24 protein-coding genes are annotated in these 22,338 nt (G+C 65.9%); 14 read left to right on the forward strand and 10 right to left on the reverse strand.

The genetic code is table 11. The features are described 5' to 3' along the window. Window positions 1-6 precede the first annotated feature (6 nt). Window positions 7-630: an SCO family protein gene (locus tag ACODS2_RS03325; RefSeq protein WP_488997546.1), complete on the reverse strand. Its 624-nt coding sequence runs from the start codon at window positions 628-630 to the stop codon at window positions 7-9. An 87-nt stretch (window positions 631-717) separates the two neighbouring features. Between ACODS2_RS03325 and ACODS2_RS03330 the strand changes: the two genes are divergently transcribed. The 5 genes from ACODS2_RS03330 to ssb all read left to right on the forward strand — a co-directional run bounded on the left by ACODS2_RS03330 (window position 718) and on the right by ssb (window position 4,845). Next, window positions 718-1,350 carry an ankyrin repeat domain-containing protein gene (locus ACODS2_RS03330; RefSeq protein WP_488997907.1) on the forward strand — a complete coding sequence of 211 codons (633 nt, stop codon included), beginning with the start codon at window positions 718-720 and terminating at the stop codon, window positions 1,348-1,350. Window positions 1,351-1,361: 11 nt separating this feature from the next. Next, window positions 1,362-2,045 carry a COQ9 family protein gene (locus ACODS2_RS03335; protein ID WP_488997547.1) on the forward strand — a complete coding sequence of 228 codons (684 nt, stop codon included), beginning with the start codon at window positions 1,362-1,364 and terminating at the stop codon, window positions 2,043-2,045. A gap of 60 nt (window positions 2,046-2,105) precedes the next feature. Continuing rightward, a complete protein-coding gene (locus ACODS2_RS03340; protein ID WP_488997548.1) occupies window positions 2,106-2,360 on the forward strand; it encodes a FeoA family protein in 255 nt (84 codons plus the stop codon). Continuing rightward, window positions 2,357-4,213 (forward strand): ferrous iron transporter B, encoded by a 1,857-nt coding sequence (gene feoB / locus ACODS2_RS03345; RefSeq protein ID WP_488997549.1) that lies wholly within the window; start codon window positions 2,357-2,359, stop codon window positions 4,211-4,213. The genes ACODS2_RS03340 and feoB overlap by 4 nt, the downstream gene beginning before the upstream one ends. Window positions 4,214-4,302: 89 nt before the next feature. After that, entirely contained in the window at window positions 4,303-4,845 is a 543-nt protein-coding gene (gene ssb, locus ACODS2_RS03350; protein WP_488997550.1) for a single-stranded DNA-binding protein, read from the forward strand. A 138-nt stretch (window positions 4,846-4,983) separates the two neighbouring features. Here the strand turns inward: ssb and ACODS2_RS03355 are convergent, their stop codons facing one another. Together ACODS2_RS03355 and ACODS2_RS03360 are read right to left on the reverse strand one after the other, a co-directional pair. Then, the gene (locus ACODS2_RS03355) at window positions 4,984-5,730 is read right to left on the reverse strand and encodes a 7-carboxy-7-deazaguanine synthase QueE (RefSeq protein ID WP_488997551.1); all 747 of its coding nucleotides are present in this window, start codon (window positions 5,728-5,730) and stop codon (window positions 4,984-4,986) included. Continuing rightward, the gene (locus ACODS2_RS03360) at window positions 5,727-8,540 is read right to left on the reverse strand and encodes a valine--tRNA ligase (RefSeq protein WP_488997552.1); all 2,814 of its coding nucleotides are present in this window, start codon (window positions 8,538-8,540) and stop codon (window positions 5,727-5,729) included. The genes ACODS2_RS03355 and ACODS2_RS03360 overlap by 4 nt, the downstream gene beginning before the upstream one ends. A gap of 110 nt (window positions 8,541-8,650) precedes the next feature. Here ACODS2_RS03360 and ACODS2_RS03365 point away from each other — a divergent pair, with 110 nt between their 5' ends. From ACODS2_RS03365 to ACODS2_RS03380, 4 genes are read left to right on the forward strand one after another with little or no spacing between them, the layout of a single operon-like run. Continuing rightward, window positions 8,651-9,766, forward strand: a complete 1,116-nt coding sequence (locus ACODS2_RS03365) for an MlaE family ABC transporter permease (protein ID WP_488997553.1) — start codon at window positions 8,651-8,653, stop codon at window positions 9,764-9,766. Further along, a complete protein-coding gene (locus tag ACODS2_RS03370) occupies window positions 9,763-10,626 on the forward strand; it encodes an ABC transporter ATP-binding protein (RefSeq protein ID WP_488997554.1) in 864 nt (287 codons plus the stop codon). The genes ACODS2_RS03365 and ACODS2_RS03370 overlap by 4 nt, the downstream gene beginning before the upstream one ends. A 9-nt stretch (window positions 10,627-10,635) precedes the next feature. Continuing rightward, entirely contained in the window at window positions 10,636-11,574 is a 939-nt protein-coding gene (locus ACODS2_RS03375; RefSeq protein ID WP_421839436.1) for an MlaD family protein, read from the forward strand. Window positions 11,575-11,582: 8 nt separating this feature from the next. Further along, the gene (locus ACODS2_RS03380; protein ID WP_488997555.1) at window positions 11,583-12,176 is read left to right on the forward strand and encodes an ABC-type transport auxiliary lipoprotein family protein; all 594 of its coding nucleotides are present in this window, start codon (window positions 11,583-11,585) and stop codon (window positions 12,174-12,176) included. Here the strand turns inward: ACODS2_RS03380 and ACODS2_RS03385 are convergent. From ACODS2_RS03385 to crcB, 7 genes are all read right to left on the reverse strand, one after another. Continuing rightward, complete coding sequence (locus ACODS2_RS03385; protein ID WP_488997556.1) at window positions 12,170-13,624, reverse strand: porin; 1,455 nt, start codon at window positions 13,622-13,624, stop codon at window positions 12,170-12,172. The two genes, ACODS2_RS03380 and ACODS2_RS03385, sit on opposite strands and share 7 nt — an antisense overlap. 193 nt (window positions 13,625-13,817) lie before the next feature. Then, on the reverse strand, window positions 13,818-14,513 hold the full coding sequence (locus tag ACODS2_RS03390; protein ID WP_488997557.1) for an ATP12 family chaperone protein: 696 nt from the start codon (window positions 14,511-14,513) through the stop codon (window positions 13,818-13,820). Beyond that, window positions 14,510-14,752 carry a hypothetical protein gene (locus ACODS2_RS03395; protein ID WP_488997558.1) on the reverse strand — a complete coding sequence of 81 codons (243 nt, stop codon included), beginning with the start codon at window positions 14,750-14,752 and terminating at the stop codon, window positions 14,510-14,512. The genes ACODS2_RS03390 and ACODS2_RS03395 overlap by 4 nt, the downstream gene beginning before the upstream one ends. Further along, a complete protein-coding gene (locus ACODS2_RS03400) occupies window positions 14,749-15,411 on the reverse strand; it encodes an HAD-IA family hydrolase (protein ID WP_488997559.1) in 663 nt (220 codons plus the stop codon). The genes ACODS2_RS03395 and ACODS2_RS03400 overlap by 4 nt, the downstream gene beginning before the upstream one ends. Continuing rightward, the gene (locus tag ACODS2_RS03405) at window positions 15,408-16,022 is read right to left on the reverse strand and encodes an FMN-binding negative transcriptional regulator (protein WP_488997560.1); all 615 of its coding nucleotides are present in this window, start codon (window positions 16,020-16,022) and stop codon (window positions 15,408-15,410) included. The genes ACODS2_RS03400 and ACODS2_RS03405 overlap by 4 nt, the downstream gene beginning before the upstream one ends. Next, the gene (locus ACODS2_RS03410; RefSeq protein ID WP_488997561.1) at window positions 16,022-17,368 is read right to left on the reverse strand and encodes an RluA family pseudouridine synthase; all 1,347 of its coding nucleotides are present in this window, start codon (window positions 17,366-17,368) and stop codon (window positions 16,022-16,024) included. Before ACODS2_RS03410 ends, ACODS2_RS03405 begins: the two co-directional genes overlap by 1 nt. Then, window positions 17,365-17,784 (reverse strand): fluoride efflux transporter CrcB, encoded by a 420-nt coding sequence (gene crcB, locus ACODS2_RS03415; protein ID WP_488997562.1) that lies wholly within the window; start codon window positions 17,782-17,784, stop codon window positions 17,365-17,367. Before crcB ends, ACODS2_RS03410 begins: the two co-directional genes overlap by 4 nt. Window positions 17,785-17,970: 186 nt before the next feature. On the opposite strand from crcB, the gene rpsU reads away from it, so the two are divergent. The 5 genes from rpsU to gatB all read left to right on the forward strand — a co-directional run bounded on the left by rpsU (window position 17,971) and on the right by gatB (window position 22,248). After that, a complete protein-coding gene (gene rpsU / locus ACODS2_RS03420) occupies window positions 17,971-18,177 on the forward strand; it encodes a 30S ribosomal protein S21 (protein ID WP_054121618.1) in 207 nt (68 codons plus the stop codon). A gap of 170 nt (window positions 18,178-18,347) precedes the next feature. After that, window positions 18,348-18,908 (forward strand): FKBP-type peptidyl-prolyl cis-trans isomerase, encoded by a 561-nt coding sequence (locus tag ACODS2_RS03425; RefSeq protein ID WP_488997563.1) that lies wholly within the window; start codon window positions 18,348-18,350, stop codon window positions 18,906-18,908. 57 nt (window positions 18,909-18,965) lie between these two features. Then, window positions 18,966-19,268, forward strand: coding sequence for an Asp-tRNA(Asn)/Glu-tRNA(Gln) amidotransferase subunit GatC (gatC, locus tag ACODS2_RS03430; RefSeq protein WP_488997564.1), 303 nt, complete (start codon window positions 18,966-18,968; stop codon window positions 19,266-19,268). Beyond that, window positions 19,268-20,752 (forward strand): Asp-tRNA(Asn)/Glu-tRNA(Gln) amidotransferase subunit GatA, encoded by a 1,485-nt coding sequence (gene gatA / locus ACODS2_RS03435; protein WP_488997565.1) that lies wholly within the window; start codon window positions 19,268-19,270, stop codon window positions 20,750-20,752. The genes gatC and gatA overlap by 1 nt, the downstream gene beginning before the upstream one ends. 2 nt (window positions 20,753-20,754) lie before the next feature. Beyond that, window positions 20,755-22,248, forward strand: a complete 1,494-nt coding sequence (gene gatB / locus ACODS2_RS03440; protein ID WP_488997566.1) for an Asp-tRNA(Asn)/Glu-tRNA(Gln) amidotransferase subunit GatB — start codon at window positions 20,755-20,757, stop codon at window positions 22,246-22,248. The last annotated feature ends 90 nt before the right edge of the window (window positions 22,249-22,338 follow it).

The raw sequence follows: 22,338 nt of genomic DNA on the forward strand, positions 1-22,338 counted from the left end.
AGCGCCTCAATGCACCCACTTGGCGAGTTCGTCAGCCACGGCATTCGCATCCTTGTCGACCGGCAGCAGCGCGATCGGCTGGCCTTGCGGCCCCATGAGATAGGCCGCGCGGCTGTGATCCATCAGATAGTCTTTGGGGCCAGTGCCCTGGCCCTTCTTGTAATAGACCGCGTAGGACTTGGCGATCTGCGCGATCTGCGCCTCGCTGCCGGTGAGGCCGATGAGCTCCTTGCCGAAATGCGCGGCGAACTGGCCGACGACCTCGGGCTTGTCGCGCGCGGGGTCGATGGTGATGAACAGCGGAACGACCTTGGGCGCGAGATCGGGATGTGCCTTGGCGAAGCGGTGATAGCCCTGCATCAGCACCTGCACATCGAGCGGGCAGACATCGGGGCAGAACGAATAGCCGAAATAGAGCGTGGTGTAGCGCCCCTTGAAATCAGCGGCGTGCACGATCTTCCCCGTCTTGTCGACCAGCGTGAAATCCCCGCCGATGGCTGCGCCTTCAAGCGGCGGCGGTTCGCTGGATGCGCCGCTGCATGCGGATAGCAGGAGAAGCGCGGAAGCCGCGAGGGCGGTGCGCAAGCGGGCACGAATAGGTCTCTTGGGGTCCATGGCGCGGCGGTTCATGCTCTGCTAACCAGCGGCTTGCAAGGGGCGACTCTGCTGCACGACGAGCAGAGTGCGCGCTTTATCGAGAAGGACGGGGCAGACGTGATGAGGGACAGGACGGTGATCGCACGCGGGCTTCGCGCAGGGCTGGCCGCCGCCGCGCTGCTGGGCGCGCTGGGCGCGGCTCTCCCCGCGCATGCGCAGTTCTCCGAAAGCTACAAATTCCTCGAAGCCGTGCGCAAGAAGGACGGCCAGAAGGTGACCGACGCGCTCAATGAGCCGGGCACCCAGATCGTCAACACCCGCGATGTCAGCACCGGCGAGAGCGGCCTGCACATCGTGACCGCGCGGCGAGACCTGACTTGGATGCAGTTCCTCGTCTCGCACGGGGCCAACGTCAACGTGCGCGATGCCAGGGGCACGACGCCACTGGTGCTGGCTTGCAATCTCGGCTTCATCGAGGGGGTCGATTACCTGATCACCTCGGGCGCCAAGGTGGACGAGCCCAACAACACCGGGGAAACGCCGCTGATCACCGCCGTGCATCGGCGCGATCTGGCCATGGTGCGGTTGTTGCTGAAGGCCGGTGCCAATCCGGACCGTCCGGACAATTCGGGCCGGTCCGCGCGCGATTATGCGCTGCTGGATGGCAAGGACAGTGCGGTCGCAAACGAGATCGCGAATTCGGCCAAGGGGGGCGCGGCGGGTCAGAAGAAGACCTACGGCCCCTCGTTCTGAACGGACGGACCATGATCGACGCAGCAACTGCCGACCTTTCGCTCGAGGACCTTCGCCTCAGCCTTGCCCCGCATATCGCCGAAGCCGCCGCGTTCGACGGCTGGACCGAAGCAGCGGTGAACGAGGCCGCGGAGATCGCCGGGATCGATCCCGCTGCGGCGCGCTTCGCCTTTCAGGGCGAGGGCGGACAATCGGCGGCGATGGCGATGATAACCGCGTGGGCGGGCAGCATCGACCGCGCGATGGCCGAGGCATTGCCGGCCGAGCATCTCGCCACCATGAAAGTGCGCGAGCGGATCACCGCGCTCGTCACCTTCCGGCTCGACCAGATTGCCGGGCGCGAGGAAGCGCTGCGCGGCGCGCTGATCGAGTTGGCCAAACCGTGGAACGTGCCCGCCGCGACGAAGCTTGCCTGGCGCAGCGCGGATGCGATGTGGCGGCTCGCGGGTGATACCGCGACCGACTACAACCACTATACCAAGCGCGCGATCCTCGGCTCGATCTACGCTGCGACCCTGGCGGTCATGGCGGAGGACAAGAGCGAGGACCGCGAGGAGACCCGCGCCTTCCTCGCCCGCCGAATCGACGGCATCATGCGCTTCGAGAAAGCCAAGGCGCGCTTTACCGCGAAACCGGCGGACGAGACCTTCAGCGTGACCCGGCTGCTCGGCCGCTTGCGCTATCCGACACGGTGATCGTCAGCAGTTATTGCGAATGACTTGCAATGGCGCGGGCGCTGTGGCAGCGCTCGCGGTGTGACACTCGACGAACTCCCCCTTGGCAAGCCCGCTCGGATCATCTCCGCCGATTGGGATGCGCTCGTGCCTGAAGAAGCGCAGCGACTGAAGGCGCTGGGGATCGAGGAAGGCGCCGAAGTGCGACTTGCCTATCGCGGCGTCTTTCTGGGGCGCGATCCCCTTGCGATCGAGATCGGCCGGATGACAGTGGCGCTGCGGCGCGTGCATGCCCGGGCGATGCAAGTCGAACTCATGGCGGTGCCCGCAGCATGACCCGCCAGACCATGATCGCCGCGCTGGTCGGCAATCCCAATGCGGGCAAGAGCGCGCTGTTCAATGCGCTGACCGGCGCACGTCAGAAGATCGCCAACTATCCGGGCGTGACGGTGGAGCGCAAATCCGGCCGCATGTTGCTGCCGAGCGGCGAACCGGTCGAACTGGTCGATCTGCCCGGCTCCTACAGCCTCAATCCGTCGAGCCCGGACGAGGAAGTCACCCGCGATGTGATCATGGGCCGCATGGCCGGGCAGACCCAGCCCGACGTGCTGGTGATCGTGCTCGATGCCTCGAACCTCGAACAGCATCTGGTCTTTGCGCAGGAAATCATCGAGCTTGGCCGGCCGGTGGTCGTCGCGCTCAACATGGTGGACCTGGCCGAGCGCGACGGGTTGGTGATCGATGCCGGTGCGCTAGCCTCGGCGCTGGGGGTTCCGGTCTATCCGACCGTGGCGGTGCGGCGGCGCGGGCTGGCCGAACTCATCGCAGCGGTTGCCGCGCTGCGCGACGCACCGGCGGATCAGGCACCTGCACCGCGCCCCCATGTCACCGCACCTGAGCGACGCATGCTGGCCCGTCAGATGGCGCGCGGGGCGATCCTTTCCGAAACCGCGCAGCACCGCATCCACGCGCAGCTTGACCGGGTGCTGCTGCATCCCTGGCTCGGCCCGCCGATCCTCCTCGCGCTGCTCTTCGTGGTTTTCCAGGCCGTGTTCAGCTGGGCCGCGCCGCTGCAGGATGCGCTTGACGGCGGCGCTTCCGCCCTCGGTGATGCGGTGCGCGGCGCGCTTCCTGCATCGCTCCTGCGCGATTTCCTGACCGACGGCGTGATCGCGGGCGTCGGCTCGGTGGTGGTGTTCCTGCCGCAGATCCTGATCCTGTTCTTCTTCATCCTGACGATGGAGGCGACCGGCTACATGGCGCGCGCAGCCTTCCTGATGGACCGCGCGATGGCGGGCGTCGGCCTTTCGGGCCGCAGCTTCATCCCGCTGCTCTCCAGCTTTGCCTGCGCGGTGCCGGGGATCATGGCGACCCGCAGCATCACCGATCCGAAGGACCGGCTGACCACGATTCTGATCGCCCCGCTGATGACCTGCTCGGCGCGGCTGCCGGTCTATACAGTAATCATCGCCGCCTTCGTGCCCAACGCCCAGGTGCTGCCAGGCATCGGCCAGCAGGGCCTCGTGCTGTTCGGGCTCTATGTCTTCGGCGTGCTGGGCGCGATGGGCGCGGCGCTGCTGCTTCGCCGGACGATCACGAAAGGCGCGGCATCGGGCTTCATCATGGAAATGCCCAAGTACCAGTTGCCGACGGTGAAGGACCTCGCGCTCGGGCTGTGGCAGCGCGCCTATGTCTTCCTGCGCCGCGCGGGAACGATGATCTTCGGCGTCACGGTGGTGCTGTGGCTGCTGCTCAATTTCCCGCGCGCGGAAAATCCGCAGGATCAGGTCAATGCCTCGGTCGCGGGGCATATTGCCAACGGGCTTGCCGTGGTGATCGAACCGATCGGCTTCAACCGCGATATCGCGCTCGCGCTGATTCCCGCGATGGCCGCGCGCGAAGTGGCCGTCAGCGCGCTGGCGACGACTTACGCCGTGGGCGCCAGCGACGATGCCGCGCAGGGCCAAGCGCTGGGCGCCCAGCTCAAATCGCACTGGAGCCTGGCTACCGCGCTCGCCTTCCTTGCGTGGTTCGTGTTCGCGCCGCAATGCATGTCGACCATTGCGGTCACCCGGCGTGAGACCAACGGGTGGACCTGGCCCGCCTTCATGCTCGCCTACTTATTCGGCCTCGCCTATCTGGCGGCAGGCATCACCTACTGGACCGCGGTGGCCTTCGGGCTGGGGTGAGTTGTGGAAAAATTGGGGCGGTGCCAGACTCGCTCTGACCGGCGCCAAGCGCTAGGCCTTGGCCTCACACGGTACAGGATCGCGAATCAATGGCAGGCAGCGTCAACAAGGTCATTCTGATCGGCAATCTCGGGCAGGACCCTGAGGTGAAGAGCTTCCAGAACGGCGGGCGCATCGCCAATCTGCGCATAGCCACCAGCGAGCAATGGAAGGACAAGGCCACCGGCGAGCGCAAGGAGCGCACCGAATGGCACAGCGTCGTGCTCCAGTCCGACGGGCTGGTCGGCGTGGCCGAACGCTTTCTCAAGAAGGGCAGCAAGGTCTACATCGAAGGCCAGCTGCGCACCCGCAAGTGGCAGGACCAGTCCGGCAATGACCGCTACACGACCGAGATTTCGGTCGGCGTCGGCGGTTCGCTGACCATGCTTGATGGTCCGCAGGGCGGTTCGGGCGGCGGCGGCATGGGCGGAGGCGGTGGCCAGCGCTCGGGCGGCGGCTGGAACGAAGGCGGCTCCTCCAGCGGCGGCGGTCGTTCGGGCGGTGCCTCGTCCGGTGGCGGCTGGAATCAGGGCGGCGGCGGTTCGCCCGCCGGCGGTTTCGGCGATGATCTCGACGACGATATCCCGTTCTGAGCCGCGGCTCAGAAGAGTTGCAGCCCAATTCCCAAACCGCTCATGCTGAGCTTGTCGAAGCATTACAGCGCTAACGTTGCGCCAGCACCCTTCGACAGGCTCAGGGTGAGCGGAAATTGGAAGGCTTAAGTGTGCGGATCAGGTCCCGCGCGTATCGCCATAAAGGTGGATGTGCAGCCGGTCGGTAAAGCGCCAGCCGTGCGTGAGCGCGGCGCCAGCCAGCCACTTTGACCGCTCGCGGAGCACCTCGCTGGAGGTGCCCTCGGGCATCAGGAACAGCCGCTCAGGCGGAATGTGGTAAAGCGCCTGCAATTCGGCGACTTCATTGAGGTCGTCTTCGCTGCCCACCACGAACTTGAACCACACCTTCTGGCTCGCAGCCCATTCGCGCATCAGATCGGGCACGATGGCGAGGTTCTCGGCATTGCCTGAGTGTGAAAGCTTGGGGCTTACGTTGAACTGATCGACCAGCTGGGTGATCGCGTGGGGCGGCGGGACGCTGCCATTGGTCTCGATCTCGACCTCCAGCGCGGGGACCGCTTCCTTGAGCATGGGGATGAGCCGGCCAAGCGCTGGAGCCTGCAGCAGCGGTTCGCCCCCGGTGATCACCAGCCGCGTCGGCCTGAGCGCGAGAATGCGCATGGCCACCTCGCGCACGTCGAGCGTGATCTGGTTGTCGATCCGCTCGAACGTCACATCATCGCGGTGCGGGCGGATATCGCCGGTAAAGCGCCAGGTATAGGCGGTGTCGCACCAGCGACAGGCCAGGTTGCAGCGCGAGAGCCGCACGAACACGCAAGGCCGCCCCGCCGAAGGGCCTTCGCCCTGCAGCGAGGGGAAGATTTCCGGCTCGCCGGGCGTGGTGGTGGCGAGCGTCAGGCTCATCCGAGGCGCGCCAATGCGGCGGCGAGGCGGGTGGCCTCGGCACGGTGGTGGGCATGGTCGGCGCGGGCCTTTTCGACCGCTTCGGGCTTGGCCTTTTCGGCGAAGGCCGGGTTGGAGAGGCGGCCTTCAAGCGACTTGGCTTCCTTCTCGGACGCGGCGAGCGCCCTTTCGAGGCGGGCCTTTTCGGCGGCGATGTCGATCACGCCTTCGAGGGGGATTGAATAGGACGTGTCTGAAACGACGATTTGAAATGCAGCGTTTTTGCCAGAGACATAAGCAGTCCGGTCAATCTCCTCGCCAGTAGAAAGAACAAACGCTGCTCCTGACATCGCAAATTGCACAACGTCGAGCCGAGCCATTCGAGAAAGTGCGGGGCCATTTGCCTTGAATTGCACGATTAGATCAGACCTAGCACCGTAATCGACGGAACCGTTGACCACTTTCGTGTCATTGTGGACAATTATGTCGGTTCGCACGGACGGTGATATGTTCATCTCGGCTCGGGCAGAGCGAATTTGCCCGACAAGAGCGATCAACCATTCCACTTCGGCCTTCGCCGCCGGATCGACGCTGGCCTGCGGGGCAGGCCATTCCGCCACGATCAGCTCTGCCGAACGCTCACCCAGCGCATGCCACAGCTCTTCGGTCACGAAGGGCATGAACGGGTGGAGCATCACCAGAATTTGATCGAGCACCCACCCCGCGACGGCGCGGGTCTCGTCGTCGAAGCTGCCCTTGATGAGCTCGATGTACCAGTCGCAGAACTGGTCCCAAACGAAGTGGTAGACCGTGTTCGCGGCGGCATCGAAGCGTAAGTCCGCCATCGCCTGATGGAGCGCGGAGACGGTTTCGACCACTTCGCCGATGATCCAGCGATTGACCGCGCTCGTTGCGGCAGGCGCGGCGACCGAGGTGCTGCCGGTGATCCCGTTCGCCATGCAGAACCGCGCGGCGTTCCACAGCTTGGTCGCGAAGTTGCGATAGCCCTCGACCCGGCGCTCATCCATCTTCACGTCGCGGCCCTGGCTTTCCATGGCGCACATGAAGAAGCGCAGCGCATCCGCGCCGTACTTGTCGATCAGGCCCAGCGGATCGACCACGTTGCCCTTGGACTTGGACATCTTCTGCCCGTCCGCCGCGCGCACCAGCCCATGCAGATAGAGCCGCTTCCACGGCACCTCTTTCATGAAGTGGATGCCCTGCATCGCCATGCGCGCATCCCAGAAGAACAGGATGTCGAACCCGGAAATGAGCAGGTCGTTGGGGTAGTGCTTCTTGAGCAGCGGCGCGTTCTCATCCGGCCAGCCGAGCGTGGCGAAGGGCCAGAGCGCAGAGGAGAACCAGGTGTCGAGGACGTCCTCGTCGCGGGAAAGCGTGACACCGGCGCCTGCCTTGGACTGCGCTTCTTCCTCGCTCTCGGCGACATAGCACTGGCCATCCGAGCCATACCAAGCCGGAATCCGGTGCCCCCACCAAAGCTGGCGGCTCACGCACCACGGCTGGATGTTTTCCATCCAGTTGAAGAAGGTCTTCTCCCAGGTCTTCGGCACGATCTCGATCGCGCCCGAACGCACGGCTTCCATCGGCGCGACGGCGAGCTTTTCGGCATCGACGTACCACTGGTCGGTGAGCCAGGGCTCAATCACCACGCCGCCGCGGTCGCCGAACGGGGTCTGGATCGTGCGCGGTTCGGCGTCGAGTTCGCTTTCCTCGCCGTCCTTGTTCTTGACCAGATGCGGGACGAGACGGCCCACTTCCTTCATCCGCTGCACGATCAGCGCGCGCGCGTCGAAACGGTCCATCCCGACGAACTCGGCCGGCACCAGCCCATCAGCGGTCTGCACCACGCGCGCTTCGGCATCGAACATGTTGAGCATGTCCCCCGCCTTGATCCCGGCGCGGCGGCCCACTTCGAAGTCGTTGAAATCGTGGCCCGGGGTGATCTTCACCGCGCCCGAACCCAGTTCCGGATCGGCGTGCTCATCCGCCACGATCTGCAGGCGGCGCCCAGTCAGCGGCTGCACGACAAACTGCCCGATCACTGCCTTGTAGCGCGGATCATCAGCGTTCACCGCGACGAGCATGTCGGCCAGCATCGTTTCGGGCCGCGTGGTGGCGACCTCGATGTAGTCGAGCCCGTCCGCGCGCACCGCGCCATCCGCCAGCGGATACTGGAAGCGCCAGAACGAACCCTTGATCTCGCGCGTCTCGACCTCGAGGTCCGAAATCGCGGTCTTGAGCTTCGGGTCCCAGTTCACCAGCCGCTTGTCGCGGTAGATCAGGCCCTGATTGTAGAGATCGACGAAGACCTTCACCACCGCCTTGGTGAAGTGCGGGTCCATCGTGAACTGTTCGCGGCTCCAGTCCATCGAGCAGCCGAGGCGGCGCAGCTGGCCGGTGATCGTGCCGCCGCTTTCCGCCTTCCACTCCCACACCTTCTCCACGAACTGCTCGCGCGTGTAGTTGGTGCGCTTGTCCTGCCGCGCTTCCATCTGGCGTTCGACGACCATCTGCGTGGCGATGCCGGCGTGGTCCGTGCCAACCACCCACAGCGCATCCTTGCCGCGCAGGCGTTCATAGCGGATCACCACGTCCTGCAGCGTGTTGTCGAGCGCGTGGCCGATGTGGAGGCTGCCGGTCACGTTCGGCGGCGGGTTCACGATGGTGAAGGGCGCGGCATCGGGGCGTTCGGGCCGGAACAGGCCGTTCGCTTCCCAGTGGGCATACCACTTGGCCTCGAGCCCGGCGGGCTCGAACGTCTTGGCGAGGGCTCCGGCCTCGCTGGCTTCGGGATTGGTTGTTTCGCTCATGATCCGGGGCCTTGCCATCGCAGGGACGGCGCTGCAAGCGTTCGCGCGGATGGGCAGGGTCTCGGCCCGTGCTTGCGGCTTTGGCCGATTTCCCGCATGAAGCCATTACCATGCGGGCATCAGCCGATTTTTCGACCGAGCAGGGCGCCGAAGGCGCGACAACGCTGGTATTCTCCGGCCCGATGACCGTTTCCGCGCTCGGCGCGGTCGATCACCGGCTGCGCGCGCTCGAAGGGCCCTTCGCGGCGATCGATATCAGCCACGCAACGCGCATCGATACGGTGGGCGCCTGGACCGCGTGGAGCCTGTCGCAGCGCCTCGGCGCACCGATCACCGGCGCTTCGCCAGAGGCGGAGCGGCTGATCGCGGCTATCCGCGCGGTTGACGACAATACGGCCCCGGTTGCGGGACACCGCCTGCCGATCTTGCTGCGCGTGCCCGATCATGTCGGGCAGGTGATGGCCGGGCTGGGGCAGGGCATGCTGCTGGTGCTTGGCTTCCTAGGGCAGATCGTGCTGGCAAGCGGCGTGCTGCTGCGCCATCCCAGCCGTTTCCGTCTGCGCGCGCTGGTGCACCAGATGGAGCTGATGGGGGTCAACGCGCTCGCCATCATCGGCTTGATGAGCTTCCTCGTCGGCATCGTCATCGCGCAGCAGGGCGCGGTGCAACTGCGGCAGTTCGGCGCCGAGATCTACACGGTGAACCTCGTCGGCCGGCTATCCTTGCGAGAGCTGGGCATTCTGATGACGGCGATCATGGTCGCGGGCCGCTCAGGCTCGGCCTTTGCCGCGCAGCTCGGCACGATGAAGCTGACCGAGGAAATCGACGCGATGCGCACCATCGGCGTCTCGCCGATCGAAGCGCTTGTGATCCCGCGCCTGCTGGCGACCATGCTGATGATGCCGCTGCTCGGCACCTATTCGGCGGTGATCGGGATCATCGGCGGCGCAGCGCTTTCGGCGCTCACGCTGGGCATTCCCTTCTTCACCTTCCTTGCTCGCATCCAGGAAGTGGTGCCGGTGCACGATGTGTGGGTGGGCCTGATCAAGGGGCCGGTGTTTGGCCTGATTGTCGCCACATCGGGCTGCTTTCAGGGGCTGCAGGTGAAGAGCGACGCCGAGGAAGTCGGCACACGCACGACAGCGGCAGTGGTCATGGCGATCTTCATGGTGATCGTGCTCGACGCGTTCTTTGCGGTGTTCTTCTCGGAAGTGGGCTGGGGATGAGCGAGGAGGGGTTCCTTACCGCCTGCGCCGTGCCGCCCCCGCCGGGGAGCGAGGCGGAGCTTTTCCCGATCCGCGTGCGCGGCCTGAAGAATGCGTTCGGCGAGCATGTGATCCACGAGAACCTCGATCTCGATGTGCGGCGGGGCGAGATCCTCGGCGTGGTTGGCGGATCCGGCACCGGCAAATCGGTGCTGATGCGCTCGATCATCGGGCTGCAGATCCCCGAGGCGGGTGAGATCGAAGTGCTCGGCAGCCCGATTACCGACGCGCGGGATGACGACGATATCGATATCCGCTGCCGCTGGGGCATCCTGTTTCAGGGCGGCGCGCTGTTTTCCACGCTGACGGTGGCGGAGAACGTCGAAGTTCCCCTGCGTGAGTTCTATCCCGAGATCACCGACGAACTGCGCCACGAAATCGCGCGCTACAAGGTGCTGCTTTCGGGCCTGCCGGCGGAAGCGACCAGCAAGTATCCGAGCGAGCTTTCGGGCGGCATGAAGAAGCGCGCCGGCCTTGCCCGTGCGCTCGCGCTCGATCCCGAGCTCCTGTTCCTCGATGAGCCGACTGCCGGCCTCGATCCCATCGGCGCGGCAGGCTTCGACCAGCTGATTCGCAGCCTCCAGCAGACGCTGGGCCTCACCGTGTTCCTGATCACCCACGATCTCGATACGCTCTACGAGATCTGCGACCGGGTGGCAGTGATTGCCGACAAGCGCGTGATCGCGGTGGGCACGATCCCCGAGTTGATCGCCACCGACCATCCGTGGATCAAGGCCTACTTCAACGGTCCGCGGGGCCGCGCGGCCATGGCGGCAAACGAGCGCAACGGTGCCCTTGGCACTGCTGGTGATCAGGCATAGGGATAGCCGATGGAAACGCGCGCCAATCATATCTGGGTGGGGATCGTCACCATCCTGCTCATGGCGGGGCTGGCCGCGCTGCTGATCTGGATCGCACGGCTGAGCCAGCACGAGCAGAACGACTACGACATCTTCTTCAAGCAATCGGTGGACGGCGTCGCGAAGGGCTCGGAAGTGTCCTATTCCGGTGTGCCGGTCGGGCAGGTGAAGGACATCACGCTGTGGGAGAAGGACCCGAGCTTCGTGCGCGTGCGCATCAAGATCGATCGCAAGGTGCCGATCCTCCAGGGCACCACGGCGAGCCTGCAGGGCAGCTTCACCGGCGTCTCGACCATCCAGCTTTCCGGCGCGATCAAGGGCGCGCCGCCGATTGACGAACCGGGGCCGGGCGGCGCACCTGTCATCCCGACCAAGCGCAGCGGGCTCGGCGAAATCCTCTCGAACGCGCCACTGCTGCTGGAGCGATTGGCGACCTTGTCAGAGCGGCTGACGATGGTGCTGTCCGATCAGAACCAGAAGGCCTTTGCCAATATCCTCGCGCATACCGACCAGCTTACAGGCAATCTCGCCAGCGCCTCGCCCGAGGTGAAGAAGTCGCTCGCCGAACTGCAACTCACCCTGCAGCAGGCGACGACCACGCTGGCGACAGTGGACAAGCTGGCGGCCTCGACCGACGCATCGATCAACGACCCGGCGAGCGGCCTTGCCAAGCAGCTGCGCGCCACGCTCAAATCGGCGCAGGCGGCGGCGGATTCGCTACAGGCGACGATGGACGAGACCAAGCCCGCTGCGAAACAATTCAACGAGCGCACCCTCCCGGCGTTCGAGGCCACGCTGCGCGATATCGAGGCGACCTCGCGGTCGATCCGCGCGATGACCGACCAGATCGGCGACCGCGGCATCAGCAGTGTCGTGGGGAGCCCCAAACTGCCGGATTACAAGCCATGAGCGCCCACATGACCCGACCTTTTGCCGCAACGTTTGTGGTGCTGGCTGCGATGAGCGCCGGATTGGGGGGCTGCGTCAGCATCGGGGCAAAGCCGCCCGGTACGTTCCTCAGCCTGACATCGGACGCAGTGCCTGCGGCCGGTTCCAGCAGCAGCGGCACGCTGAGCGACGCGACCGTGGTCGTTGAACCCGGTGCGGCGGCACCGGTTTCGGTGCTGCGCATTCCCGTGCAGATCGATGCAACCAGCGTTGCCTATATCAAGGGGACGCAGTGGGTCGAGCGGCCGAGCCGCGCCTTCCAGCACCTGCTCGCCGACACGCTGCGCGCACGCGGTAAGGGGCTGGTGGTCGAGATCGATCGCAACACCACCGGCACGCGCATCGGCGGCCGCCTGCTCGCCATGGGCTTCGATGTGCCGACACGCTCTGCCGTGGTGCGCTTTGATGCGATGAAGTGGCTGCCCGATGGGCGGATCGAGACGCGGCGTTTTGAAAGCACGGTTCCGGGTGTCGATGCCGAGCCAGGCGTGATCGGGCCTGCGCTCAACCGCGCCGCCAACAAGGTCGCGGGCGAAATCGCGGACTGGGTTTCAGCTCAGTAGTTCCACTGGACCTGCGCCCGCACGATATCGCCTTGCGCCCGGCCTGCGCGGCGCTCGTCCGCTTCGTTGCGCTTCACGTTCGCATAGCTGACGGTCACTTCCAGCTCCTTCAGCGGCAGCCATTCGACGCCCATCTCGGTTTCGTCCGTTTCGAGCCGAGGCGCGTTGATCGCTGCCTTCCAGCCGCCGCGATAGTGCTGCCAGCGCACGAAGGGGATGATCTGGCCGACCGGCGTGTGCGCGGCGCGGACCATGCCCATGACATAGCCGCCCGTGGCGCGCTTGCTCACGATCTCGCCCAGCGCAGGATCCCACTGCGGCCCCTTGCCCCAGGTCCATTCGGCCTGAATGCCGAAAGGCTTGGGATAGATCATGCCGTGCACCGCCACATGGTCATCGCGGTAGGCGAGGGTGGAAACCCCGCCGCTGCGCACTTCGGGCCGGAACTGGTTGCGCATGGCCGCACCGCCAAATTCGGCGACCTGGCCTTCGAAGATGCCGCCCAGACCATCGAGCTTCAGCGGGATGGACATCATGGCTACGGTCATCAGCCCGCCAGAACGTTCGGTGCGATTGGTGCCTTGTCCGTTGAACACGCCGACGCCGAAAGCGCCGTAGTTGCCGAACAGCTTCTGCCCGTCAGCCGTGAGCGCGTCCCAGATCTTCTGGATTTTCACCGGGGTGTAGTAGGCAACCGCTCCGAGATCGCGCTCGCCAGGCACCGGCGCGTTGATCGCATCGGTGCGGTCGAGCGGAATGCGGTTGCTGGAAGACTGCATGTTCTCCCAGCCGAAGGGCACCTTTGACTGTCCGAACCGCAGGCGGAGCGTCTTGGCCTTGTCGAGGAACACGTCGGCATAGGCATCGCGCATCTGGAAGAAGTTCTCGCGCCGTTCGGTGCCCGATTGGTTGCTGACGGCGCTGGCGAGATCGCCTTGCATGTAAAGCGAGACGCGGTCGGACAGATCGCCCTGCACGATGAGGCGGGCGCGGCGGATCGAGAAATTGCCGTTCTCATTGATCCCCGCATCCTGCACCGAACGCAGGCGCGAAACGCCGGAGGGCGCCGATTTCGGACCGGAGATGATCTCGTTCATGCGCAGCTGGGTGTAGCCGCGCAGCATGATCTTTTCGTACCAAGCCTTCTTCTTCTTGTCCGCACCATGCGCAGCGGCGGGTGCCGCAGCCGCCGCGGCGGCGAGTTGCACGGGCGCGACCGCTGGCTGAGCGGGTGTTGCCGCCAGAACCGCAGCTGGGGCCGCCGGCACAGGCTGCGCATGGTTGGCGGCCTGCAGGGCCTCGACCATCGCCGTCAGCCGATCGACTTGTGCTTGCAGCGCGGCGATCTTTGCGTCCTGGCTGGCAGGATCGGCCTGCGCCTGGGCAGAACCCGCCACGCCGATCAGGCTGGTGGCCAGCAGTGCTGCGCGAAATGCCGTGGTACTCATGCCCGAAACTGTCTTCCGATCCGCGTTGACGGGTCGGCGGCTAGGCACTGGTCATGACACTTTTATGACATTTTTGCTACGAATTTGACGGTAATATTGCAGCCGCGGTCGCGTAAGTATCTGATGTTGAATGATCTATCTGCACTAAGTGTGACAATCCGCAACAATTTGTCACAAATCGGTCAAAGAATGGTCAGCCCCGTGCCAGCACGGCAAACCGCGCGGCAGCGGCAAATGCGGCGTGGCGGCGGGCGCGGCGGACCTCGGCCTCGTCATCCTTGCCCCAGAGCTCGGCCTGCCAGTCTTCCTCGAGGTTGGCCGCATCCCACAGCGCATCGATATCCGCACCGGGTTCGACCGCCATCAGGCCCAGAACCAGCGAGGCCGCGAGCGAGGCCGTGGTCTTCACTGCCGCCAGCGTGAAGCCGTCGCGGCTCGCCAGGTCCTCACGCAGGCGCGCCAGCGTTTCTACGGGCTGCGGGCGGTGCATGATTCCGGCGACACGCACGAAGCGTACCTCCCAGCGCGCCTCGGCAGTGGCGAGCAGTGGATCCCATGCCGCGCGCTGGCGGATGCCGAGCGCTTCGTCGGGCTCGGCGCGGTAGCACAGCGTGTCCGTCTCGCCATAGGGGACGAGTTCCTCCACCACCGCCGCCTTGCCGGGGACGACCACATCGATGGCGTAGTCGGCCAGATCGCGGAAGACGAAGCGCGCTGGATCAATCTCCTCGCCCTGTCCCGCCCATTCGGCGGCGAGCGCTTCGGCCAGCGGGGCGCTCGGCACGATCTGCGCGTGTCCGCCGACGGTGCGCAAAGGGCGGCCATCGAGCATGACCCGGAAGCCGGTGCCTTCGGCGGCAACAGTAACGGCCTTGTAGAACCGCTTCACGGACGGCTTTTCCAGCGCCGCGCGATGAGCACGGGGGCCGCGAAGAAGTCGATGAGGCCGGCACCAAGCAGCGCATAGCCGGCCGCCTCGGGCAGCTTCGGCAGCCAGCCGACTTTGCCGGAAATGATCAGAACACCCGCAAAGGCGAGCAATGCGCCCGAAAGCCGCACCAGTTGCAGCACCGCAAAGCGCGCGGCGGCTGGATCACCAGCGGGATCCTTTCCCGTCGGCTCGCTCATTCCATGCCCTTCAGCAGCAGGCGCAGTTCGGCGATCGATCCGGCGACTGCCTCGGCACCCGCCTCGACCAGTTCGCGCGGGTGATGGTAGCCCCAGTCGACGCCGATCGCGCGGACCCCGGCGTTGACGGCCATCGCCATGTCGAACGCAGTATCGCCGATCATCGCGGTCGCGCTCGGCGCAGCGCCGCTTTCCGCAAGGCAGGCCTCTATCATGCTGGGATGCGGCTTTGACGGGTGCCGATCCGCTGTCTGCAGCGTGATGAAGTGCCCGGTGAGACCGTGCGATTCGAGGCAATGGACAAGGCCGCGGTCACTCTTTCCCGTGGCGACGCCGAGCAGCCAGCCCGCGCCTGCCAATTCCTCGATCAGCCCGGCGATGCCTTCGTAAAGCGGCTCGGCCACCTGGCCCGCCATGCGGCGTTCGCGGAAGGCGTCGCGGTAGAGCTGGGCGAGCAAGGTGTGATCATCGCTGGTGCCATCGGGGCGCAGGCGGCGCATTGCCTCGGGCAGCGAAAGGCCCACGACGCGGCGCGTGGCGTTGCGGTCTGGCGGGGTCAGCCCGGCCGCGGCAAAGGCCGCATCCATTGCGGCGCAGATATCGGCCTGGCTGTCGACCAGCGTGCCGTCGCAATCGAAGATGGCGAGGCGTGATGTCATGCCGCTAGCCTTTCCATCAGCGCGGCGAGCGCGAGCTTGCCTTCGCTCTTCAGCCCCTCGATCAGCCTTGCCCGTTCTTCAGCAGGCTTGTTCTGGGAAAGCTTCACCGTGGGCCGCCAGGCCTCGATCGCGAGTTCGAAGCCGACGATCATGTCCATCATCCGGTCGCGCTTGATCCGCGCCATCTTGTCCATGGTCCAGGGCGTGCCTTCGGTGACCCGCGCCTCGTGATGGGCGGAGACGTCTTCGAGCAGCGCGTGGAGGCCATCGCGGTCCATCCGCCGCACCGGCCCTTCCATCTCGAGCGCGAGGTAGTTCCACGTCGGCACCTGATCGGGATCGCTGTACCAGCGCGCCGAGATATAGCCGTCTGGCCCATTGACCACCGCCAGCGCGCGTGCGCCATCGAGGTGGCGGGTGAGCGCGTTGCCGAGCGCGAGGTGGAAGCGCAGCGTGCCCGCTTCGGTCAGTAGCAACGGCACATGGGCAACGCGCGGGCCGTCCGGTGTGGTCAGAAACACCATGCCGAAGCCGGTTTCCGCGATCAGCGCGGAAAACAGCGACCGGTCATCGCTTGACGGATTTGGGCGGAAGGCAGGATTGGGGTGCATCAGGCCCTCGGGCTACGGCGCGGCGCCCCGCCTTTGCCGGCCGGAGGCTTGCTGCCGCCGCTCTTGCCCGCTGCTGGCGCGCGGCGCACCGGCTTGCCACCGTTGGCGCTGCGTTCCGCCGCATTGCGTTCGGCGGAGGCGCGCCCGGCCGAAGCACGGGCGAGCGCAGTTCCGGTCGGTGCCTTGCTGCCCGGGCCTTTCTTCACCTCTGCTCGCGCCTTGGGCGCAGTGCGGCCGCTGGGCGGGGCATCGATGCGCTTGCGGCGCTCGCCCCGGCGTTCCTTGCGGTATTCCTTGGCGTGAGCTTTGGCGGCGCGCTTCTCGATCACCTTGTCGGGGATCAGCTTGACCGGCTCCAGCGGCAGATCGCCATCGGCTTCCTCGAAGCCCAGCTGCACCATGCTCGCCGCGAAATGTTCGGGCAGCGGGGCCGTCACGTCGAGCAGATCGCCTTCGGGATGCTCGATCCGCAGGCGGCGCGCGTGGAGGTGCATCTTGCGGCTGATCGAGCCGGTGAGGAACGCGGCCTGCCCGCCATACTTGCCGTCACCCACGATGGGATGGCCGATCGCGGCCATATGCACGCGCAACTGGTGGGTGCGCCCCGTCAGCGGCTGCAGCTCGACCCAGCACGCGGCATTGCCTGCGCGGCCGATCACGCGGTAGCGCGTGCGGGCAGATTGGCCGTGCTCGCTCTCGTCGACCATCATCTTCTCGCCGCCGGTGCCCGGCTGCTTGGCGAGCGGAAGTTCGATCAACCCGTCCTTCACATCGGGCACGCCGGTGATCAACGCCCAGTAAATCTTGCGCGCGGTGCGCCCCGAAAAGCGCTTCGAAAAGAATGCCGCGCTGCCCGGGGTGCGGGCGATGAGGAGGACGCCCGAGGTATCCTTGTCGAGCCGGTGGACGAGGCGGGGGCGAGGGCCCTTCTCCTCGGCATAGGCATCGAGCAGGCCATCGACATGTTCATGCGTGCCGCTGCCGCCCTGCGTGGCGAGGCCCGGCGGCTTGTTGAGCACGATCGCGGCGCGGTCCTGCGTGAGGATCATGCTTTCGGCGAGCGCGATCTGCTCTTCGGTCAGCGGCTTTTTGGGCCGCGTGCCCTTGATCCCGGCGGGCGCGCTGCCGCCCGGTGGCACGCGCAGGACCTGGCCTTTTTCGAGCCGCGTATCGACATCTGCGCGCTTGCCATCGACGCGCAGCTGCCCGGTGCGCGCCCAGCGCGAGACGGTGGCGAAGCCCACGGTGGGCAAGTTGCGCTTGAACCAGCGGTCGAGCCGCACACCGTCGTCATCCTTGACGACAGTGAACTGGCGGACGTCATCCGCGTTTCCGGGGCCGGTCATGCCGTCACCCGCATCAGCCAGAGGCCGCTGAACAGCGCGGCGAAACCCGCCACGAGCGAGACCGCGACATATGTTGCCGCGAGGCCCAGTGCGCCGCGTTCGACGAACACCGCGAACTCCAGCGCGAAGGAGGAAAAGGTGGTGTAGCCGCCCAGAACGCCAACACCGAGCAGCAGGCGCCATGCCTCGCCCCCCGTCCCGTGCCGCGCCAGCCAGCCGACGAGGAGGCCCATCGCGGCACTGCCCAACACGTTGACCGTGAGCGTGGCCCAGGGGAAAGCGCTGGCCGCGACCGGCCCGATGGTGGCAAGAAACAGGCGGCTGGTCTGGTAGCGCAGCCACGCGCCCAGCGCGCCGCCCGCGGCGACAGCAAGGCCGGGCGGAACGCTGGCAAGCAGAGGTGGGGTGGTTGTCATTGGCCAAGCCCCTAACGCAGGCGGGCGCCAATTGCACGAGATTGCTTGCCTTGGGGGGGCGCTTTTGGTAGCGGGCGCCGCGTGAGAGCCGATCCATTCGGATTCGGCGCGTTTTCTATTTCTGCCATTTACGGTGATTCCCGCTGGGTGCGGGCTCTCGCCATCAGCATTGAGGTGTAGCGGTTTATGCAGATTCTCGTTCGCGACAACAATGTCGACCAGGCCCTTCGCGCGCTCAAGAAGAAGCTGCAGCGTGAGGGCGTGTATCGCGAGATGAAGCTGCGCCGTCACTTTGAAAAGCCCTCGGAAAAGCGCGCCCGTGAAAAGGCTGCGGCTGTCCGCCGCGCCCGCAAGATGGAGCGCAAGCGGCTTGAGCGCGACGGCGGCAAGTAAGCTGCCATAAGGGCCGGACGATCCCGGCCCTTAGCCTCTTGCGATAAGGGTCCGGCTGGGCCAAGAGGGCGCCGTATTCGCGGCGCCCTTTCGCTTGTCCGGCACACGTCGGCCGCGCTTCAAGGGCATGGAATCGGGGCCGTCCCGCCGGTCCCACAAAAGGGGAAGACATGTCGGAAATCACCCGCGTTCCGCTCCAGCCGGTTGGCAAGGGATCGCTCACCCGCATCTGGATCGGCGTGATTCTCGCGCTGCTGATCGGCGCAACTGCCGCCTGGGCCACGCGCTACCAGGGCCTCGTCGTTGAAACCCTCACGGCGGGCTCCGGCCCATCGCCTACGGTGGGCGATGTCGTGCTGGTCAACTATGCCGGCCACCTCGCCAACGGCAAGGAATTCGACAAGGGCACGCAGGTTGCGATGCCGGTCGAAGGCGTGATCCCCGGTTTCAGCCAGGGGTTGCAGAAGATGCAGCGCAAGGGCAAGTACAAGCTTATCATCCCTGCTGCGCTCGCCTATGGCGCTGCGGAGCAGAAGAACCCCTCGACGGGTGAAGTCGTGATCCCAGCGAACAGCGATCTTACGTTCGATGTCGAACTGCTCGATTTCAAGAGCGCGGCAGAGATCGAGCAACGCCGCCAGATGCTCCAGCAAATGCAGCAGCAGATGGGCAGCGCGCCGAAGGCCGGTTCTGGTGCTGGCGCCGCGCCTGAAAGCATGCCGCAGCCCTGATTTTCCGGTTCCCGGCCAGCGGCGCGCCCGCTGGCCCCAGACTTTCGAGAGACAGCCATGTCCGTAGACACCGCCACGGTGGCCAGAATCGCCTCGCTGGCCCGCATCAAGGTGACCGAAGACGAGATCGCGGCGATGGTGCCCGAACTCAACGGCATCCTCGCCTGGGTTGAACAACTCGGCGAAGTGAACGTGGAAGGGATCGCGCCGATGACGGCGGTGATCCCCAACAAGCAGCGCCTGCGCGATGACGTGGTGGGCGCCGATCCGCTGACCGGCGGCGGCGTGCAGGGCAAGGTGCTGTCCAACGCGCCGGCGGGCGAACATGGCTTCTTTGGCGTGCCCAAGGTGATTGAATAATGAGCGACCTTACAGACCTTGGCGTCGCCGCGATCCGCGATGGCGTGGCGAAGGGTGATTTCGCCGCGACCGAAGTGGCGGGTGCTTTCAACGCAGCCGTCGCCGCAGCGCAGCCTGCGCTCAACGCCTTCATCACGCTGACGCCCGAGAAGGCGCTTGAGGCCGCAGCAGCGGTCGATGCCGACCGCGCCGCCGGCAAGCCGCTCGGCAAGCTGGCGGGTGTGCCGATCGGTATGAAGGACCTCTTCGCGACGACCGGCACCACGACGACTGCCGCCTCGAACATCCTTGGCAGCTTCGTGCCGCCTTACGAATCCACCGTAAGCCAGAAGCTGTGGGATGCGGGCGCGGGCATGCTCGGCAAGCTCAATCTCGATCAGTTCGCGATGGGCTCCTCGAACGAGACGAGCGCGTTCGGCAATGTGGTCTCGCCATGGCGGCGTGAGGGCAGTACGGCACAGCTGGCCCCCGGCGGCTCTTCGGGCGGTTCTTCGGCAGCAGTCTCGGCGCGCATTGCCCCGGCGGCAACCGGCACCGACACCGGCGGCTCGATCCGCCAGCCGGCCGCCTTCACCGGCATTTCGGGCATCAAGCCGACCTATGGCCGCTGCTCGCGCTGGGGCATCGTCGCGTTTGCCTCTAGCCTAGATCAGGCAGGCCCGATGGCGCGCGATGTGCGCGATTGTGCGATCATGCTGGAAGCGATGGCGGGCTTCGATCCCAAGGATTCGACCAGCCTCGACATGCCCGTGCCCGCATGGGAATCGAACCTCAACGCCGACCTGCGCGGCAAGAAGGTCGGCATCCCGCGCGAATATCGCATGGATGGGATGGACGCCGACGTTGCCCGCACGTGGGACGAAGGCATCGCCTGGCTCAAGGACGCGGGCGCCGAGATCGTCGACATCAATCTCGCGCACACCAAGTACGCGCTGCCCGCGTATTACATCATCGCGCCCGCCGAAGCCTCGTCCAACCTCGCGCGCTATGACGGCGTGCGGTATGGTCTGCGCGATCTGCCGCAGGGCGCTGGCCTGCAGGACATGTACGCCGCCACCCGCGCCGCCGGGTTCGGCGCGGAAGTGAAGCGCCGCATCATGATCGGCACTTATGTGCTCTCGGCGGGCTTCTACGATGCCTATTACACGCAGGCGCAGAAGGTCCGCACGCTGATCAGCCGCGATTTCATGGACGCGTTCCAGACCGTCGACGTGATCCTCGCCCCCACCGCGCCGACCGCTGCCTTCGGCCTTGGCGAGATGGTGAGCGATCCGCTGGCGATGTACCTCAACGACGTGTTCGCTGTGCCTGCCTCGCTGGCTGGCCTCCCCGCCATGTCGGTGCCTGCGGGCCTCGACCGGCAGGGTCTGCCGCTGGGGCTCCAGTTGATCGGCCGTCCGTTCGACGAACAGGGCGTGCTCGATGCGGGTCTCGCGATCGAAGCCCGCGCGGGGTTCACCGCGCGTCCGGCGAAGTGGTGGTAAGCATGAGCGACTATCGTATCCAGGGCGCAACCGGGGAATGGGAGGTCGTTGTCGGCCTCGAAGTCCATGCGCAGATCAGCACGCAGTCGAAGCTGTTTTCCGGCGCGGCCACCGCGTTCGGCGCGGAGCCCAACACGCAGGTCAGCCTCGTTGACGCGGCTATGCCCGGCATGCTGCCCGTGCCGAACCGCGAGTGCATCCGGCAGGCGGTGCGCACCGGCCTTGCGATCAACGCGCAGATCAACAAGTGGTCGCGGTTCGACCGCAAGAACTACTTCTACGCGGACTTGCCGCAGGGCTACCAGATCAGCCAGCTCTACCACCCCATCGTGGGTGAGGGCAGCCTTGAGGTGCAGCTCGACGACAAGAACCCCGAGAGCACCAAGACCATCGGGATCGAGCGCATCCACGTCGAGCAGGATGCGGGCAAGCTGATGCACGATCAGCATCCGACGATGTCCTATGTCGACCTCAACCGTTCGGGCGTGGCGCTGATGGAAATCGTCAGCCGTCCGGACATGCGCTCGCCCGCAGAGGCAGGAGCCTATCTCGCCAAGCTGCGCACGATCCTGCGCTATGTCGGTTCGTGCGATGGCAACATGGACCAGGGCTCGATGCGCGCAGACGTCAATGTCAGCGTGCGCAAGCCCGGTGAGCCGTTCGGCACGCGGACCGAGACGAAGAACGTCAACTCGGTGCGCTTCGTGATGGCCGTGGTCGAGCAGGAGGCCAAGCGTCAGGTCGCGCTGATCGAGGACGGCGGCAAGGTCGTGCAGGAAACCCGGCTCTATGATCCGGACCGCAACGAGACGCGTTCGATGCGCAGCAAGGAAGATGCGCACGATTACCGCTACTTCCCCGATCCCGATCTGCTGCCAGTGGAACTCGATGATGCGTTCGTCGACGAATGCCGTGCCAGCCTCCCGGAACTGCCCGACGCCAAGCGCCACCGTTATGAAACGGTGCTCGGCCTTTCGCCCTACAATGCCGGCGTTCTGACCGCCGAGGTCGAAACCTCGCGCTGGTTCGAGGCGCTGCTGGCGCAGAGCGCCGCGCAGCAGGGCAAGCCGGAGAGTGAGGTCGCCAAGCAGGCGGCCAACTGGCTGACCTCCGAACTGTTCGGCGCGCTTAACAAGCTCGGCAAGGGCCTGCTGGAAAGCCCTGTCAGCCCCGAAGCGGGCGGCGAACTGCTCGCGCTCGTCGGCAAGGGCACGATTTCCGGCAGCGCGGCCAAGCAGGTGCTGGAGATCATGCTCGAAACGGGTGACGCCCCTGGCGTGATCGTCGAGCGCGAGGGCCTGACGCAGACGTCCGACACCGGCGCGATCGAAGCGGCGGTCGATGCCGTGCTCGCCGCGAATGCCGAAAAGGTCGAGCAGTACAAGGGCGGCAAGGAAGCGCTGTTCGGCTTCTTCGTCGGCCAGACGATGAAGGCGATGCAGGGCAAGGGCAATCCGCAGCTGGTCAACGAAGTGCTGAAAGCGAAGCTCGCTTGAACCGCCGGGTCCGCTGATCCGGACCCGGCGATTTCCCCGGCAGAAGCCGAATCGGGCTTCCAATCCCGGAGGCGATGTGCTGCTATTCCC

It is taken from the genome of Novosphingobium sp. FG137, assembly GCF_057809735.1.

Coding starts and splice junctions, on each gene's coding strand:
- gatB (WP_488997566.1), top strand. CDS start 20,755: ATGAGCGACTATCGTATCCAGGGCGCAACCGGGGAATGGGAGGTCGTT.
- gatC (WP_488997564.1), top strand. CDS start 18,966: ATGTCCGTAGACACCGCCACGGTGGCCAGAATCGCCTCGCTGGCCCGC.
- ACODS2_RS03330 (WP_488997907.1), top strand. CDS start 718: ATGAGGGACAGGACGGTGATCGCACGCGGGCTTCGCGCAGGGCTGGCC.
- ACODS2_RS03400 (WP_488997559.1), bottom strand. CDS start 15,411: ATGACATCACGCCTCGCCATCTTCGATTGCGACGGCACGCTGGTCGAC.
- ACODS2_RS03355 (WP_488997551.1), bottom strand. CDS start 5,730: ATGAGCCTGACGCTCGCCACCACCACGCCCGGCGAGCCGGAAATCTTC.
- ACODS2_RS03385 (WP_488997556.1), bottom strand. CDS start 13,624: ATGAGTACCACGGCATTTCGCGCAGCACTGCTGGCCACCAGCCTGATC.
- ACODS2_RS03405 (WP_488997560.1), bottom strand. CDS start 16,022: ATGCACCCCAATCCTGCCTTCCGCCCAAATCCGTCAAGCGATGACCGG.
- crcB (WP_488997562.1), bottom strand. CDS start 17,784: ATGACAACCACCCCACCTCTGCTTGCCAGCGTTCCGCCCGGCCTTGCT.
- gatA (WP_488997565.1), top strand. CDS start 19,268: ATGAGCGACCTTACAGACCTTGGCGTCGCCGCGATCCGCGATGGCGTG.
- rpsU (WP_054121618.1), top strand. CDS start 17,971: ATGCAGATTCTCGTTCGCGACAACAATGTCGACCAGGCCCTTCGCGCG.
- ACODS2_RS03360 (WP_488997552.1), bottom strand. CDS start 8,540: ATGAGCGAAACAACCAATCCCGAAGCCAGCGAGGCCGGAGCCCTCGCC.
- ACODS2_RS03380 (WP_488997555.1), top strand. CDS start 11,583: ATGACCCGACCTTTTGCCGCAACGTTTGTGGTGCTGGCTGCGATGAGC.
- ssb (WP_488997550.1), top strand. CDS start 4,303: ATGGCAGGCAGCGTCAACAAGGTCATTCTGATCGGCAATCTCGGGCAG.
- ACODS2_RS03395 (WP_488997558.1), bottom strand. CDS start 14,752: ATGAGCGAGCCGACGGGAAAGGATCCCGCTGGTGATCCAGCCGCCGCG.
- ACODS2_RS03410 (WP_488997561.1), bottom strand. CDS start 17,368: ATGACCGGCCCCGGAAACGCGGATGACGTCCGCCAGTTCACTGTCGTC.
- ACODS2_RS03375 (WP_421839436.1), top strand. CDS start 10,636: ATGGAAACGCGCGCCAATCATATCTGGGTGGGGATCGTCACCATCCTG.
- ACODS2_RS03425 (WP_488997563.1), top strand. CDS start 18,348: ATGTCGGAAATCACCCGCGTTCCGCTCCAGCCGGTTGGCAAGGGATCG.
- feoB (WP_488997549.1), top strand. CDS start 2,357: ATGACCCGCCAGACCATGATCGCCGCGCTGGTCGGCAATCCCAATGCG.
- ACODS2_RS03370 (WP_488997554.1), top strand. CDS start 9,763: ATGAGCGAGGAGGGGTTCCTTACCGCCTGCGCCGTGCCGCCCCCGCCG.
- ACODS2_RS03335 (WP_488997547.1), top strand. CDS start 1,362: ATGATCGACGCAGCAACTGCCGACCTTTCGCTCGAGGACCTTCGCCTC.
- ACODS2_RS03365 (WP_488997553.1), top strand. CDS start 8,651: ATGCGGGCATCAGCCGATTTTTCGACCGAGCAGGGCGCCGAAGGCGCG.
- ACODS2_RS03325 (WP_488997546.1), bottom strand. CDS start 630: ATGAACCGCCGCGCCATGGACCCCAAGAGACCTATTCGTGCCCGCTTG.